13 protein-coding genes, 1 pseudogene and 1 riboswitch are annotated in these 16,248 nt (G+C 28.8%); of the genes and pseudogenes, 13 read left to right on the top strand and 1 reads right to left on the bottom strand.

Translation table 11 applies throughout. The annotated features are described in order from the left end of the window. Positions 1-233 precede the first annotated feature (233 nt). From L3B98_RS19970 to L3B98_RS19950, 5 genes and pseudogenes are all read left to right on the top strand, one after another. Positions 234-395, top strand: coding sequence for a hypothetical protein (locus L3B98_RS19970; protein ID WP_238917982.1), 162 nt, complete (start codon positions 234-236; stop codon positions 393-395). Between the two features lie 83 nt (positions 396-478). Beyond that, positions 479-767 (top strand): annotated as a pseudogene (locus L3B98_RS19965) (hypothetical protein); the annotation flags it as partial. Positions 768-836: 69 nt separating this feature from the next. Next, positions 837-1,154: a hypothetical protein gene (locus L3B98_RS19960; protein WP_238917981.1), complete on the top strand. Its 318-nt coding sequence runs from the start codon at positions 837-839 to the stop codon at positions 1,152-1,154. Positions 1,155-1,446: 292 nt separating this feature from the next. Beyond that, complete coding sequence (locus L3B98_RS19955; protein WP_238917980.1) at positions 1,447-1,608, top strand: hypothetical protein; 162 nt, start codon at positions 1,447-1,449, stop codon at positions 1,606-1,608. A gap of 83 nt (positions 1,609-1,691) precedes the next feature. After that, positions 1,692-3,356: a B12-binding domain-containing radical SAM protein gene (locus L3B98_RS19950; RefSeq protein ID WP_238917979.1), complete on the top strand. Its 1,665-nt coding sequence runs from the start codon at positions 1,692-1,694 to the stop codon at positions 3,354-3,356. A 160-nt stretch (positions 3,357-3,516) separates the two neighbouring features. On the opposite strand, the gene L3B98_RS19945 is transcribed toward L3B98_RS19950, so the two are convergent. Next, a complete protein-coding gene (locus tag L3B98_RS19945) occupies positions 3,517-4,329 on the bottom strand; it encodes a MerR family transcriptional regulator (protein ID WP_238917978.1) in 813 nt (270 codons plus the stop codon). A 345-nt stretch (positions 4,330-4,674) separates the two neighbouring features. On the opposite strand from L3B98_RS19945, the gene L3B98_RS19940 reads away from it, so the two are divergent. The 8 genes from L3B98_RS19940 to L3B98_RS19905 all read left to right on the top strand — a co-directional run bounded on the left by L3B98_RS19940 (position 4,675) and on the right by L3B98_RS19905 (position 15,902). Continuing rightward, positions 4,675-5,397, top strand: coding sequence for a 4Fe-4S binding protein (locus tag L3B98_RS19940; protein WP_238917977.1), 723 nt, complete (start codon positions 4,675-4,677; stop codon positions 5,395-5,397). 13 nt (positions 5,398-5,410) lie between these two features. Further along, positions 5,411-5,959: a PadR family transcriptional regulator gene (locus L3B98_RS19935; RefSeq protein WP_238917976.1), complete on the top strand. Its 549-nt coding sequence runs from the start codon at positions 5,411-5,413 to the stop codon at positions 5,957-5,959. Between the two features lie 283 nt (positions 5,960-6,242). Beyond that, positions 6,243-6,617 carry a CopY/TcrY family copper transport repressor gene (locus L3B98_RS19930; protein WP_015391698.1) on the top strand — a complete coding sequence of 125 codons (375 nt, stop codon included), beginning with the start codon at positions 6,243-6,245 and terminating at the stop codon, positions 6,615-6,617. Positions 6,618-6,620: 3 nt separating this feature from the next. Continuing rightward, complete coding sequence (locus tag L3B98_RS19925) at positions 6,621-8,468, top strand: M56 family metallopeptidase (RefSeq protein WP_238917975.1); 1,848 nt, start codon at positions 6,621-6,623, stop codon at positions 8,466-8,468. A gap of 160 nt (positions 8,469-8,628) precedes the next feature. Then, a complete protein-coding gene (locus L3B98_RS19920; protein ID WP_238917974.1) occupies positions 8,629-9,579 on the top strand; it encodes an MraY family glycosyltransferase in 951 nt (316 codons plus the stop codon). 53 nt (positions 9,580-9,632) lie between these two features. After that, positions 9,633-9,740, top strand: a riboswitch (SAM riboswitch). A 143-nt stretch (positions 9,741-9,883) separates the two neighbouring features. Continuing rightward, positions 9,884-10,567 carry a vitamin B12 dependent-methionine synthase activation domain-containing protein gene (locus tag L3B98_RS19915; RefSeq protein WP_238917973.1) on the top strand — a complete coding sequence of 228 codons (684 nt, stop codon included), beginning with the start codon at positions 9,884-9,886 and terminating at the stop codon, positions 10,565-10,567. Continuing rightward, positions 10,557-12,965, top strand: coding sequence for a homocysteine S-methyltransferase family protein (locus L3B98_RS19910; RefSeq protein ID WP_238918070.1), 2,409 nt, complete (start codon positions 10,557-10,559; stop codon positions 12,963-12,965). The genes L3B98_RS19915 and L3B98_RS19910 overlap by 11 nt, the downstream gene beginning before the upstream one ends. 381 nt (positions 12,966-13,346) lie before the next feature. Beyond that, complete coding sequence (locus L3B98_RS19905) at positions 13,347-15,902, top strand: MBL fold metallo-hydrolase RNA specificity domain-containing protein (RefSeq protein WP_238917972.1); 2,556 nt, start codon at positions 13,347-13,349, stop codon at positions 15,900-15,902. Positions 15,903-16,248: the final 346 nt, after the last annotated feature.

Raw genomic sequence — 16,248 nt, 5'->3', positions numbered from 1 at the left:
CATAATAAGAGACATTTACTCTAAATTGTATATATTACATAATGTAAAATGCTAAAATACTGTAGTATTTCCGCATTAACATGATAGAATATGAACTGTAGTAATTAAAAAGAATATGCATTTTTAAAGAGTAATTATTTGAATTTCAAGAAACATTTTATATGCAAAATTAAAGTATGTTGCAAACTTATTTTTGAAGCACATGTTTAGAGATTTTCAGGGGCACACAAAACATGAGGATAAATGAGAAGAAAGATACTAAAGAAAATCTGAATGAAGTTAGGCAAGATATATTAAGAGAGACTAGAGATATAGATATAACGGAATTAAAAATTGCTTTTGGCAATATAATAAAAAGAACTAGCACTAAAATAAGTGTTAGTTCTTTTTATTAAGAAATTAATAATGTATACTATATAAAGTATTAAAAATTATTATTATTTTCAAATTTAATGATACATGAAAAGACGAGTTACAGATGAAAGTATTGTTAACAGCAGTTGATTCTAAATTTATCCATAGTAATTTAGCTGTTAGATATTTAAAGAATTTTACAAAGGATCTTGATTATGAAGGAAAAATAAAAGAATTTACTATAAATGATAGAGAAGGAAGAATCCTTGAAGAAATAATTTTAGAAGAAGTTAGAGGTATGCATTATAAAGCTAATGAAATAGTTCATTCTAATGAAAAACGTCTATTAATGTCTTATGGAGGAAATTGTATTTCCGTATGAAGAAGGCGAAGATTTAAGTAATAAATATGTTAAAATTATTTTGTAATAGTAAATTGAAATATGTTACAACATTTTTATAAATTATAGTGGAGGACTTGTTGTGGAAAAGTTAAAACAGATAAATAAAGGTACTATATCTTATAGGTTAGCATTAACTCAAATAGCCTATTTTATTGTAATTGCAATAATAGATATTAGTGGGAATTATACGTTATATTATTCTAATACTTACGCTTTATGGGAATTTAGAGTAAGAATCGTTGCTGCAATCATAGGCTTATTATTAGGTGTGGTTTCGTTATTTCAAAAAGAATCAAATAAGGTGAGACCAATTCTGGGCATTGTTGTAAGTGCTTTTATATTAAGAGCACCACTAGTGGTCATACTTAAAATACTAATTATGTTTCTAAATAATTAATAAAATAAACTTCTATAGCTTGAGTATCGCACCATTTAGGAATGGATTTGCGATATTTTTTGTGCAGATAATATGAATGACGAAGTAATAACCACTGAAGCATTCATTTTATTATGCAGAAAATGTGATTTGTATATAGAAGTTTTAGAAGATATAACTATTGGAATGTGTCTTGATTATTTTGAAGAGTAATTATTTTAATATTAAGAAACATTTTATATGTAAGATTACAGTATGTTGCAAACTTGTTTTTGATGCACATGTCTAGAGATTTTTAGGGGGACATAATAACATGAGGATAAATGAGAATAAAGATACTAAAGAAAATCTGAATGCGGTTAGACAAGATATATTAAGAGAAACTAGAGATATAGATATAACGGAATTAAAAATTTCTTTTGGCAATATAATAAAAAGAACTAGCACTAAAATAAGTGTTAGTTCTTTTTATTAAGAAATTAATAATGTATACTATATAAAGTATTAAAAATTATTATTATTTTCAAATTTAATGATACATGAAAGGACGAGTTACAGATGAAAGTATTGTTAACAGCAGTTGATTCTAAATTTATCCATAGTAATTTAGCTGTTAGATATTTAAAGAATTTTACAAAGGATCTTGATTATGAAGGAAAAATAAAAGAGTTCACTATAAATGATAGAGAAGGAAGAATCCTTGAAGAAATAATTAAGGAAAAGCCTGATGTAGTTGCATTTTCAACTTATATTTGGAATGTTGAACTTATCTCAAGGGTTTCTAACTTAATTAAAAGAGTAGATTCAAATATAGAAATTTTATATGGTGGACCAGAAGTTTCATTTGATTCTAGAAATTTTTTGAAAAATAATGTTGGAGAATACGTTATTGAAGGCGAAGGAGAAAAAACTTATAGGGATTTCATTTTATATAAATTAGGAAAAATGAAATTAGAAGAAGTTAGAGGTCTGCATTATAAAGCTAATGAAATAGTTCATTCTAATGAAAAACGTCCATTAATGTCTATGGAGGAAATTGTATTTCCTTATGAAGAAGGCGAAGATTTAAGTAATAAAATTGTATATTACGAAGCTTCAAGAGGCTGCCCCTTCAACTGCAAATATTGTCTTTCATCTACAAGTCATGGAGTTAGATTTTTAGATATAGATAGAGTATTAAAGGATTTAATGTATTTTATAAATAAAAAAGTTAGATTAGTTAAATTTGTTGACCGCACCTTTAATTGTAATTCAAAATTTGCAATGGCTATATGGGACTTTTTAATAAACCAAGACACAAATACTCAATTTCATTTTGAGATATCAGCAGATATATTAAAGCCTCAGGAAATAGAACTTTTAGCAAATGCTCCAAAAGGAAGATTTAGATTTGAAGTTGGAGTCCAAACTACTAATGATGAGGTTTTAAGAAATATAAATAGGTTTGTTAATTTCAGTGATATAAAAGAAAAAGTTTTAGAAATTGATGCCTTAAGAAATATAGATCAGCATTTAGATTTAATAGCAGGATTACCAGGAGAAGATTATGAATCTTTTAAAAAGTCTTTTAATGATATGTATGAAATAAGGCCAGAGGAAATACAACTTGGATTTTTAAAACTATTAAAGGGATCTTCCATGAGAGAAGATGCAGATAAATATGGAATGGAATACTCACCATATCCACCATATGAAATTTTGAAAACAGATAAGATATCCTATGAAGAGCTTTTAAAGCTTAAAAAAGTTGAAGAAATGGTTGATAAGTACTATAATTCTCAAAAGTTTAAACTTATAATAAAATACTTTGAGGAAAAATTTGATAAGCCTTTTGATTTTTATTACAGCTTGGGGATGTTTTTTGAAGAGCAAGGATACTTTAATAAAAATATAGGAAATGTTGAATATTATAAAGTGTTTTTAGACTTTAATGAGTTAGCCCTAAAGGAAAGCAATAAATATTTAAAAGAAATAGTTAGGTTTAATTATTTGACTTATTATAAAAAAAGAGGTCTGCCAGACTTCTTAAGAAGTGAAATGGAAAGAGAAGAAGAAAAGAGCATAAAGGAAAAGCTAAGAGAAGAGTATTCCTTTAAGGAACATCATTTAGAGAAGTTTAGCTTGAATATAGAGCGATATATATCAAAAGGTGAATTAGTAGAAGAAACTTCATACTATTTGTTTAATAATAATAATGAGTATATTAAATTAGATAATATATAAAGTTTAACTTATGCTAGCAAAGGGAACAATACCAAAGAGTTCATAGTCCATAAAAAAACAGAGCCTTAGGGGCTCTGAGAAAGTTTAGGCATATGAAAGAAAATAACAAGAAATAGACTAGAATGTTCATTTGTTATTTTTTGATTATGCCTTAATTAATTTATAATTTTTTGACTGGAACCTTTATTTCAGACAAGTATTCATGAGTGTTTTCTTCGCTACAAACTCCTTTTAGGGGTAGTGCACGTGCAGACCCGCAAATGGTATATTCATTTTCTTCAATCCACTGTGCTAGAAAATTATATGCAGGAGCAATATTTGAATAATCACCTGGAACTAATATACTTGCAACTTGTTCTATTGGGATAGTTTCTTTGAAAGTAAAGTCACCAGCATCATTTAATAATTTTTCAACAACAACTGAAACTTCTATGTCAACTGGCCCTTCTTTATAATCTTCATCGTAGTAAGTAGCATAAGCAATATTACCACAAGAAATCTGTTCATCTTGAATATATTTGCTTAACTTTTGCCAAAGGATTCCTTCTGCGTCAAATGTGGGTATAGTATCTCTTAATGAGATAACTTTATAGGACGGTACTGATTTTAGTGTGACATTATAATTCATATTGATTTTCTCCTTTTTTAAATTCTTAATTGTAGCAGTGATTTTTCTTAGTTTATCTTTTTCGGCTTTAATATTATTTTTAACTTCTTCTTCTTTTTGTTTTAAAATGTCTCTCAATTTAGCATCAGATTGCTCATTCACAGCGATGGCTATATCAGACACAGTAAAGCCCATATCGCGAAGGGAAACAATGAGATTAAGTTTGGTGATTTGCTTAGCTGAATAATACCTATATCCGGTGAATGTATCTATTTCAGCAGGCTTAAAAAGTCCAACCTCATCATAATATCGCAGCATACGTACAGATACCATTGTCAGTTTAGAAAAATATCCAATCTTAAACATAAAATCAACTCCCTAAAAAATATCATTGCTAACTACAAATTAAGAATAATGCCTCACACTATGTTAGAGTCAATATCTTATTATATATTTTATCATATTATTGCAGAAATGAATTTGACATAGAATATGTTAAGGAAATAGTGGAAGATAGTATACGTAAAATTAAATAATTTCTAGAAAAGTTTACTGACAGGAGATTCTTGTTAGTATTTTTTTGTATTTAGAATACCACTGGTTAAAGGGGGGCCTAACTTGAAAAATTATAATTGACATACATATTATCTTGTATTAATATATCTTTAAGATACATATATATAACTAAAAGATATATTATGGGGGTAAAATATGAAGAGACAAAATGTTAGAAAATTGTTTTTAATAAGTTCAATGTTACTGTTTCCAATAACTATATATTATTTTTCACCATATTTAATTATTCAAGGAGCATTGGAAGGAGTAATTAATGGTAGTTTCATTGTATTTCTTTTAATGTTAATAAGTTCTGTTTTTTTAGGAAGAGCATATTGTGGATATCTGTGCCCAGTTAGCGGAATACAAGAATGTACTGTGCTTGTTAATGACAAAAAAGCTAAACAGGGCTGGAAGAATAATATAAAATATGTAATTTGGCTAATATGGATAATAGGTATAATTATTAGCTTTGTATTTAGCAAGCAAAAATTAACGGTAGACTTTTTCTATATGACCGATCATGGAATATCAATATCAAATATATATGGATACATTATATATTACTTGGTAATACTTCTAGTTTTTATTCCGTCTGTCTTATTTGGTAAAAGAATCTTTTGTCATTATTTTTGTTGGATGGCACCATTTATGGTGATAGGCAATAAATTAGGAAATCTGCTTCATATTAAAAAACTTAAATTAGAAGCTCACAAGGATAAATGTATAAATTGCCATATATGTGATAAGAGTTGTCCTATGAGCCTTAATGTTTCAGAGAAAGTTAACGCGGAGAAAATGGAGGACAGTGAGTGTATATTATGTGGAGCTTGTGTTGATAGCTGCCCTAAAAAGGCTATTACTTATAAAGTGAATTAAAGGAGAGAGATAAGTGAAAAAAACAAGATATGTATTACTTGGACTGCTTCAAGAAGAAGAACTAAGTGGATATGAAATGAAAAAAATTATTAATATGCGAATGTCATTTTTTTGGCAGGAAAGTTTTGGACAAATATATCCGGAACTTAGCAAAATGATGAAAGAAGGATTAATTGATTTTTCTAAGCAGGAACCATCTGATAAAATAAAACGTGAAAAAATAAGATATACAATAACTTCAAAAGGAGAAAAAGAACTTAAGCAGTGGATGGAAGCAGAAAATGAAAAAGATACTGCTAGAAGTGAATTGCTTTTGAAGATGTATTTGTCAACTGATAAAAATGCGGATGAAATGAGAAAACACATTATTAAGTTCAAAGAAGAAGCTGAGGGAAAATTAGAATTGTTTAAATTATTTGATGCAGATTTAAAGAAAAATATAAAAATGCATAATAATCATAAGAATATATTATGCGTATTAAATTTGGGAATGCGCCAGACCAAATTGTATATTGATTGGAGTAATGAAATGTTGGAGCTTTTGAATAAAGAGCATGAATAAAACTGAAGATACGGAAATATTTACTGACAGGAGATTCTTGTCAGTATTTTTTTTAGATTACCACCGATTAGATGAAGTTGTCTACTTTTGAGTGATAATTCCATCTAACCAGTGGTTATAACTAACTACAATTTGTAATGAGTTAAATTACTAAAAGTGTTGTTGAAAATATACAAAGAATAGTTAGTGGAAAATTTATACTTAAATATCTTGACAATTGTGGATTACAGTTGTACTCTTAAAGTAGATTACAATTGTAATACCAAATAAAGGAGTGAAGTTTATGGAAGAAATACCTAAGATATCTGAGGCAGAATGGGAAGTAATGAAAATTGTTTGGTCAGAAAAGCTGTGTACATCAAATCAAATTATTGAGGCTTTAGAAAATATAAAGGATTGGAAACCTAAAACAATAAAGACTTTAATAAGCAGATTGGTTAGCAAAAATGCACTTGGATTTAAAGAAGAAGGAAGAAAATATCTTTACTATCCTTTAATAAATGAAAATGAATGTATACATGCAGAAAATCAAACCTTTTTAAGTAAAGTTTATAATGGTGCCATTAAAAATATGTTAGTGAGTTTTATAAAAGAAAGTGATTTAAGCAAAGAGGATATAGAAGACCTTAAAAGTATACTAGATGAAAGGAATAAGTAATTTATGTATGCGGTTATGTATTATTTAAGCCAATTATTTAAATTAATACTTCAAACATCTATTACGGCAAGTATATTAATTTGTTTGCTTCTTATTTTTAGAAAATATTCAAAAGGAAGGTTAGGAATTAAATTTCAATATACCTTATGGTTTTTAGTAATATTCCGTTTAACTATATTTAAGCTACCAGAAAGTCCATTTAGTATCTTTAATATTATTAATGGAGTAGGAAACAATATTTTGTTATTGTTCTCAAATAAAACTGAAACTTTCGGAACTGTTTTGGCACAAAGTCGTAGTCAAATTAGCTCTGTAGATAACCATGATGTGATTCTAAGAACTATAAATTCTATGGATTTTTCTACTGATAAAGTTATGAATTCTAGTTTATCAGGAATGAATATTTTTAGTTTTATTTGGCTAATTGGAGTGATATTTATTTTCGCTTATATACTTTTTGTGTATAGAGGACTAAGAAGAAAGATAAATAATAATGGTAAATCAAACAATAATGAACTTCTAAGTATATTAAAACAGTGCAAAAATGAAATGAGCATTAAAAAAGAAATAGCTTTAGTTGAAACGTCTATTGTGAAGATTCCTGCATTATTTGGTTATTTTAAGCCTGTAATATTAATTCCTAATAATATTAGTAAGGTAATAGATGTTGATAAATTAAGATATATATTTCTTCATGAATTATCTCATTTAAAACGTAGAGATATAGTTATAAATTGGATAATTATTTTCTTAAAGGTAATTTATTGGTTTAATCCAATTATCCATTATGGCTTTAGAAAAATGAAGGAAGATATGGAAGTATGCTGTGATTCGCTTGCACTTTCTTACACAGAAGATAAAGAAGTTAAGGAATATGGTTATACAATTATTGAGATGATTGATAAGTTTTCTAAGTCAACACCTTTAATTGGAACAACTTCGATAGTAAATAATAAATCTGAAGTAAGAAGGAGAATTGTTATGATAAAATTATTTAATAAAAAAGCCTATAGATTTTCTGCAATGGCAGTTGCAGCTTTACTATTAATTAGTAGTGCTGTACTTACTAATGCAAGAGCAGCTTCAAATATAAATGACAGCAATGCAGCAAAAGTTGATAAAATTGACTATGCGTTTGTTAAGGATGCTAATATAGTTGGTGAATGGAAGAGCGTAGATTTTGTTAAGAACATGGAAGACTTTAAGGTAAATACCAAGCAGTTCACTGGCGATTTATATGTAAAAGATATAAGTTTTACAGAGGATGGAAAGGTTCCAAGAACAGTTTTTACCTGGACAAAGGATCATATTATTAATGACGTAGACAAGACTGATAGTAGTTATGTTATCAAAGATATTGATGGGACAACGTATATGTTTTTTCAATGGAAAAGTGGAGATTATACAATTAGAGGTATGGAGCCCTATTACTATGTATTACAAAAGGTTAGTTCAACACCAGCACTCGATACTAACATTTCTGGAGACAAAGTTGAAACAAGAGTTGACAAAGTTGATTATCCTTTTATAAATGATACTGAAGTACTTGGAAAGTGGGAAAGTGTTGATTTTGTTGAAAATGTGGATAAATTTAATCCAGATAAAAAGGCATGGAATGGAGATTTATACTTAAAAAATTTAATTTTCAATGAAAATGGTAAAATTGAAGATAAAACTATAACTTGGACAAAAGATTTAGTATTAGATGTAAATAATAAAACAGCCTCTAAGTATATAATAAAGGAAATTAACGGTTCAAAATATATGTTCTTTGAATGGAAAAATGGAGATTATAGAGAAAGAGGAGCAACTCCTTGGTACTATGTTTTAAAACAAGTTAGTGAGAATTAAATAATAAATTATTAATTTTTATAAGTATAACCTTAATAATTTTGTAATTGATATAAGATACCTTTAATAGTATAATCAAATGGGAAGTAAGCCAAGATGGAATAATTGGATATTGGTGGATATAATTTACTTTCATAGACTTAACTAAGGAGTAGAAAAGATGAATTATATATTAGCAATGGTAGTATCGCTTTTAGGTGCAATGATTACCATGCCTTTTCTTATGAGATTAGCTAAAAAGATACATTTTACGGATAAGCCAAATAAAAGAAAGCAACATAAAGCACCAACGCCATTATGTGGTGGAATAGCTTTATATATTGGTTTTTTTATATCATATCTTGCATTTTATGATGACGAGCTTGGGAAAAAAATAACTGTATTTATAGCATCCACAATGATAGTAATAATAGGTCTGGTAGATGATTGGTACAAAACAAAAGGAAAAGAATTTCCTATATTTCCTAGACTAGTTATTCAACTAATAGCAGCTGCGCTTGTGTTTAAATCTGGGATTGCTTTTTTAGGATTCACTAATCCTTTCACAGGACATTACATAGCTTTAAATTCAACTATACAATTTATTCTTACAATAACTTGGATATTTGGAGTTACTACTGTAATTAACTGGTCTGATGGAATGGATGGATTAGCAGGAGGCTTGTCTTTAATATCAGCAATGACATTTTTATTTGCGGCAATAATATTGAAGCAAAATGAATCAGCAATGATATCTTTAATGTTAGTAGGAACTATTTTAGGTTTCTTATATTATAATAAATTCCCAGCACGGGTATTTATGGGCGATTCTGGAGCTAATTTTTTAGGATTTATTTTGAGCATTACAGCTTTAGATGGAGCTTTTAAACAAACTACTATTATGAGTTTGTTTATACCAATATTAGCTTTAGCAGTGCCTATCTTTGATAATCTGTTTGTTATCTTTAAAAGATTTTCAGAAGGTAAACCTGTATATCAAGCTGATAGAAGTCAAATACATTTTAGATTGGCAGAAAAAGGTTTTACTACTGTTCAAGTTGTAAATTACATAATGTTAATAAGTTTAGCTTTTAGTATAGCATCATTACTTTTATTATGGATTAAGAAATAAATATATAATTTCTTTACAAATATGATTTAATAATATATAATGGCTAATTATAAGACTTATCAAGAGTGGTGGAGGGACTGGCCCGAAGAAACCCAGCAACCGATATATTTGAAAATATATAAGGTGCTAAATCCTGCAGCGTAAGAGCTGATAGATAAGGTGTTTTGAGATTTAAAGTCTAAAGGAAATACCTTTAGGCTTTTTTTGTCCTTAAAAATAATTGATAACTTGTAATTTAAAATTGAGACTTAAAGTAAGAAAATCTTAGCTAATAAATATTAACTTGATTGAGGTGGGGCAAAATATGAATGTATTTGAACTTGCAATAAGCAGGAAAGAAGTTCTTAGATATCTTGGATACAAAGGGCAAGCTCTGGATGAAAACCTAGAGAGAATTATTGATGAAGTTAGAGAAGAAGTGAAAAAGGTAATTATCCCAAGAGTTATATATGAATATAAAGATATAATAACTGCTCAAGCTGGTGTGGAAGTAATAGGCACAAACTTAATTCTTAAAGGAAAAGATATAAAAGAGCATTTGAAAAAATCAAAGAAATGCGTATTACTAGCTGTGACTTTAGGTAATGAAGTGGAAAAGAAAACTAGGCTATATGAAAAAACTGATTTAACAAAAGCACTTATACTGGATGCTTGTGCTACTGCAGCAGTAGAAGAAGTCTGTGATGCTGTAGAAAATGTTGTTAAAGAAAAGGCAGCAGCAAATGGCTGTAGTATTACTTTTAGATATAGTCCTGGGTATGGAGATCTGCCATTAGATGTTCAAAATAGCTTTTTAAGAGCATTAGATGCACAAAAGAAAATAGGACTTACAGTATCTGAAAATAATTTATTATTTCCCAGGAAATCTGTAACAGCAATAATTGGTATAGTTGAAGGTGAAATAGAAAAGGAAAAAAGGACTTGTAAGGAATGCAATAACTATGAAAATTGCAATTTTAGAAGAGAGGGTGAATCCTGTGGGGCTTAAGGAAATTATAAAGGATAACATTTTAATATTTGATGGAGCAATGGGAACTATGCTTCAAAGGAAAGGATTAAAGCTTGGCGAAAATCCAGAGATTTTAAATATAAAAGAACCACTTATTATAGAAGAAATTCATAAAGAATATATAGATAGTGGAGCTAATGTAATAACTACTAATACTTTTGGTGCTAATGAATTGAAGTTAAAGCTTTGTAATTTAGAGGTTGAAGAAGCTGTAGATGCAGCTGTTAAAATTGCAAAAAGAGCAAAAGGTAATAGTAATGTTTATGTTGCTTTAGATATTGGGCCAATAGGGGAACTTTTAGAACCTATGGGAACTTTAAGCTTTGACAGGGCTTATGAAATTTTTAAACGTCAAATTGTTCAAGGTGTTAAATCTGGAGCAGATATAATCTTAATTGAAACTATGACTGATTTATATGAACTTAAAGCAGCAATATTAGCAGCTAAAGAAAATTCAAAGCTGCCTGTATTTTGTACAATGACCTTTGAAGAAAATTTAAGAACTTTTACTGGCTGTTCTCCAGAGGCTATGGTACTTGTTTTAGAAGGACTTGGAGTTGATGCTCTTGGGGTTAACTGTTCCTTAGGACCAAAACAGTTGAAGCCTGTTATTGAAGAAATATGCAGCTTGGCTCATATCCCGGTAATGGTACAGCCTAATGCAGGGCTTCCAACTTTAGCTTTAAATGGTGAAACAAAGTATGACGTAACTAAGGAAGAATTTGCTGATACCTTATGCAGTTTTATTGATTTAGGCGTTAGAATAATTGGTGGATGCTGTGGCACAAGTCCTGATTATATTAAAGAATTAGCTGTTAGGGTTAAAGATAAAAATTTAGCGCCAATTGAAAATTTAACGTACTCTGCAATTTGTACTCCATCAAAGGTGGTAAGAATTGATGGTGTTAGAATCATAGGTGAGAGGATTAATCCAACAGGAAAGAAATTGTTTAAAGAAGCTTTGAAAAATGAAGATTTGGATTATATATTAAAACAAGGAATATCTCAAATAGAAGCTGGAGCCCATATTTTAGATGTTAATGTTGGATTGCCTGAAATTGATGAAGCTGCTATGATGCGTAAGGTTGTAAAGGAATTGCAGGGAATTGTGGATACTCCACTTCAAATTGATTCCTCAGATCTTAAAGCAATAGAAACTGGCCTTAGATATTATAATGGAAAGCCCATATTAAATTCCGTAAATGGAGAAGAGGCAGTTTTAGATAAAATACTTCCATTAGTTAAAAAGTATGGAGCAAGTGTTGTAGGTTTAACTTTAGATGAGAGAGGAATCCCTAATAAGGCAGAAGAGAGATTTAAAATTGCTGAGAAAATAATAAATAAAGCAGCTGAATATGGAATAAAAAAAGAAGATGTATTTATTGACTGCTTAGTTTTGACTGTATCTGCACAGCAGGAAGAAGTTCAGGAAACTTTAAAGGCTGTAAGAATGGTTAAAGAGAAGCTGGGTGCTAAAACAGTGCTTGGGGTTTCAAATATTTCCTTTGGATTGCCAAATAGAGAATTAGTGAATGAAACTTTCTTAGCTTTAGCTCTTGCAAATGGTTTAGACTTACCAATAATAAATCCAAATGCTAAGGGTATGACAAGAGTAATTGATTCCTATAATGTTTTGTATAATTATGATAAAGGTGCAGAAGTGTATATTAATAATTATGCTAATGTAGAAGTATCAATGGAAATTACTGCTAAGGATGGAGTAGTAAATAAGAATGTAACTGTAAGTAGTAATGGAAAAACTGATTTAAAATATATAGTTATTAAAGGTTTAAAGGAAGAAGCAAAACAGGCAACTATAGAATTGCTAAAAGAGAAAAAAGAACTAGAAATAGTTAATGAGTATTTAATTCCAGCATTAGATGTAGTTGGAGAAAAATATGAAAAAGGTGAATTATTTCTTCCACAGCTTATTCAAGCTGCTGAAACAGTAAAAAATGCCTTTGAAGTTTTGAAAGCTGAAATAGCAAGGAATAATACTGAAACTATATCAAGAGGAAAAATAATAGTTGCAACAGTTAAAGGGGATATTCATGATATAGGTAAAAATATTGTAAAAGTTATTTTGGAAAATTATGGATATGAAATGATTGATTTGGGTAAAGATGTACCTATAGAAACAGTTGTGGAAGAGGCTAAAAAGCATAAAGTGTCGCTAATTGGTTTGAGTGCTCTTATGACTACAACCCTAAAAAGTATGCAAGAAACGATAAAAGCCTTGAGAGAGGATGGATATCAAGGAAAAGTATTTGTTGGTGGAGCAGTGCTTACTAATGATACGGCTGAAAGAATAGGTGCTGATTTTTATGCTAAGGATGCAAAGGAATCAGTAGAAATAGCTAAAAAAGTATTTGGATAATGCTTTGAAGGGAATTAAAAAATTTAACATCTAATATGAATATTCTTTGATATTTTGGGTATAACATAAATGATGTTCCAAATCCAAAAACCAATAAAGGACTTATACTAATCTTCAAGAATAGTATAAGTTCTTTTTATTATATAGAAATTTATTAGAAATATGTATATAATTTGTATTAAGTTATTACATTATTATAAATAATGTAGCCATTATAGATTAAGTTTCAATTTTAATTATAGATATAGGTTAAGAAATTCTAAAAGAAAAGTGAATGTCCAAATTTTATATTTGGAAACATGAACTTTCTCCCTTGGAGCTTTTATATTTGGGTACGTTAATTGAACATTGATAATTGGAACATAAATATTATAAATTGGAGTGGTAATTATTAATATAGATTTTTTAGGTGGAGCTTTAGAAGTTGGTGGAAGTTCAATCTTAATTAAAATAAATAATAAAAATATTTTACTTGATGCTGGTATTAGGCAAAATGCAAGCAAGGATAGTATGCCTAATTTTAGGGATATTCAGACTTATGGTGGCTTGGATGCAATAATTATAAGTCATGCTCATTTAGATCATATAGGCTGTCTTCCTATTATTAGTAAAGAATATCCAAATGCTAAAATATACATGAATAATATGACTAAGGATTTGGTTAAGGTTTTGTTATATGACAGCTTAAAGATAATGAGTAATAGGGATGCAGAAATTCCTTTATATGCTGAAGTAGATGTGGAAAATACCTTGAACAGGATTTTTACTATAAATTATGAAGTGAAATTTCCTATCTTTGAAGATATGCATGTTACCTTTTATAATGCAGGACATATAGCAGGTGCCAGCTGTGTGTATTTACAGAGTCCCGAGGGGGCAGTATTTTATTCAGGTGATTTTTCCGTGTTTTCTCAAAGAACTGTTGAAGGAGCGAAATTGCCAAAGTTAAGACCTGATGTAGCAATAGTTGAATCCACTTATGGAGATAGATTACATTCTAATCGTGAAGTTGAAGAAAGAAATCTAATTGAAGCAGTAAAGGAATGTATAGAGAATAATGGGAAGATGTTAATACCAGCATTTGCCTTAGGCAGGGCTCAAGAAGTAATTCTTATTTTAAAAAGTGCCATGAATAAGGGGCTTATAAAAAATGTTAAGGTTTATGTTGATGGAATGGTAAGAGATATTAATAGGGTTTATAATAAGAATCCATTATTTCTAAAGAATTCTCTTGGAAAGAAAATATTAAGAGGTGCAAGTCCTTTTTACGATGATAATATAATGGAAATTATGATTACAGATAATAGAGAAGAAATACTTAACAAAAAAGAACCTGTAATTATTATTTCAAGTTCAGGTATGCTAACTGGTGGCCAAAGTGCCTTTTATGCAGGAAAAATAGCATCAATGGAAAATGGATACATTATTATTACAGGATATCAAGATGAAGAGTCACCGGGAAGAAAGATTTTAGAGCTTACTGAAGCTGATAAAAATAGTGAGAGATATTTAAATATAAATGGTTTAAATATTCCAGTTAAATGCAATGTAAGGAAAGTTGGATTATCAGCCCATGCAGATAAAAATGAAATTAAGGGCGTATTAGAAAGAATATCAGCAAGAAATATTATTTTAGTTCATGGTAATGAAGAAGTTATAAGAAGTTTAGGTAAAGAAATAGCAGATGAATTTATAGGAAGAACTTTTACACCAGCGTGTGGAGCAGAAATTGTTATAAATATTAGAAATCCTAGAAAGCAGTTACATAAGAACTTTCCATATGTTTTGAGGAGGAAAGAAGCATTAAATGAAGCTAATATAAATGAACTATGGAAGTGTGTTAATGAAAATTATAATAATAAGCTTTTAACCATTGAAGAATTGGCATTTATATGGAGTGGAGAAAAAGAATTTGGAATTTTACAAGATAAAGGAATGAATAATTCTTCTAGTAATAATAGTGATAGCAATATACAGGATTTTAAAAAAATTATAATAAATAGTATATATTTTGAAAGTGATGTAAAGCGATTATTTTTATTTAAGGCAAAAACTAAGGAAGATATAGAAGAAGCATTAAAACCAAAGGAGCTTACTCAACAAGAATTGATACAGCTTGTACAAGAAAAATTTAAAGCTTTTGACTACAAAAAAATTAGTGTAATGCTTGGAACAAAAGAAATAATATTGAATTTCGATTTTCCTCAAGGAGTAGATTCTAATATTGAGGTTTTAATGAAGGAATTTTATGAAGAAACAAAATGGAAAATATGTATTAATGAAAAAATAAATAATAGTGCAGCTGAGCTTCTTATTAAAAAAATAATTGATCCAGCATTGATTAAAAAAATATCCTTTTATCCAGAAAAGTTTTCTATAAATGTATTTCTTAATGGAAAAGATTCTGGAGCTGGAAGTGAAAATAAAATATTTGAAAAGGAAACTGGGTGGAAGCTTGTAATAGTTGAAGAAGGAAGTTCAGCAATTAATAATGATTTGAGTAGTGATAAATTATTTTTTGAAGTTGATGGAATTAAAGCTATAGAGCAAAATGTAGCCTTAAATTCTATTGACAAAGCTTTTGAAAATGAAGAACATAAGCCTTATAAAAAAAGTATAAAGACTAATGGAAATGTGAAATATATTGAACTTGTATTTATATCACCTAAAATAGGACAGAAATATGAAGAAAAGCTTGGACACCTTTCACTTGAAATAGGCTGGAGTATTGCTATTTCTGATAAAGTAAATCAAAATGAATTAATTAATATAGCAAAGCTTTTATGTGAAAAAAATGAGGTGTTATTAAAGAAAAATCCATCCTATAATCCAAGTAATATGAGTATTTCATTAAATATTACAGAGGGTGAAGAAGGTTTTGAGAAGGTTAAGTTTGAATTCGAAAAAATGACAGGATGCAGTATGACCTTAAATTAGCCACTAAAGAATTAATAGAAATAAGTGATGAGCATAAGCTCAAGAACTTATTTCTATTTTTTGTGTAAGGATTTGTGATATATACATCATGTGGGGCAATGCTTTAATTAAATTTTGGACATCATTTTTGTCATATATATTTTGCAATTATCAATGTTCAATTCCCCACAGGGTACCTTTTCAGGGCATCAATTGTCAATGAAGGCTGATTTCCTTTGGAAATCTTTAAACTTTGAAGAATTATTTTTGCAATATAGATATCCAAATTAATATTCAAACTTATAAATGGAATATACATACATCATTGAGAAATTATAATCGTAACACTACACTAGAAATTAGATAC

Source organism: Clostridium sp. YIM B02555 (genome assembly GCF_022320955.1).
In the GTDB taxonomy this organism is placed as follows: domain Bacteria; phylum Bacillota; class Clostridia; order Clostridiales; family Clostridiaceae; genus Clostridium; species Clostridium saccharoperbutylacetonicum.
Note: the sequence above shows the minus strand (reverse complement) of the source record. Positions and strands in the feature narration are given on the sequence as shown.

Coding starts and splice junctions, on each gene's coding strand:
- L3B98_RS19970 (WP_238917982.1), top strand. CDS start 234: ATGAGGATAAATGAGAAGAAAGATACTAAAGAAAATCTGAATGAAGTT.
- L3B98_RS19955 (WP_238917980.1), top strand. CDS start 1,447: ATGAGGATAAATGAGAATAAAGATACTAAAGAAAATCTGAATGCGGTT.
- L3B98_RS19950 (WP_238917979.1), top strand. CDS start 1,692: ATGAAAGTATTGTTAACAGCAGTTGATTCTAAATTTATCCATAGTAAT.
- L3B98_RS19945 (WP_238917978.1), bottom strand. CDS start 4,329: ATGTTTAAGATTGGATATTTTTCTAAACTGACAATGGTATCTGTACGT.
- L3B98_RS19940 (WP_238917977.1), top strand. CDS start 4,675: ATGAAGAGACAAAATGTTAGAAAATTGTTTTTAATAAGTTCAATGTTA.
- L3B98_RS19930 (WP_015391698.1), top strand. CDS start 6,243: ATGGAAGAAATACCTAAGATATCTGAGGCAGAATGGGAAGTAATGAAA.
- L3B98_RS19925 (WP_238917975.1), top strand. CDS start 6,621: ATGTATGCGGTTATGTATTATTTAAGCCAATTATTTAAATTAATACTT.
- L3B98_RS19920 (WP_238917974.1), top strand. CDS start 8,629: ATGAATTATATATTAGCAATGGTAGTATCGCTTTTAGGTGCAATGATT.
- L3B98_RS19915 (WP_238917973.1), top strand. CDS start 9,884: ATGAATGTATTTGAACTTGCAATAAGCAGGAAAGAAGTTCTTAGATAT.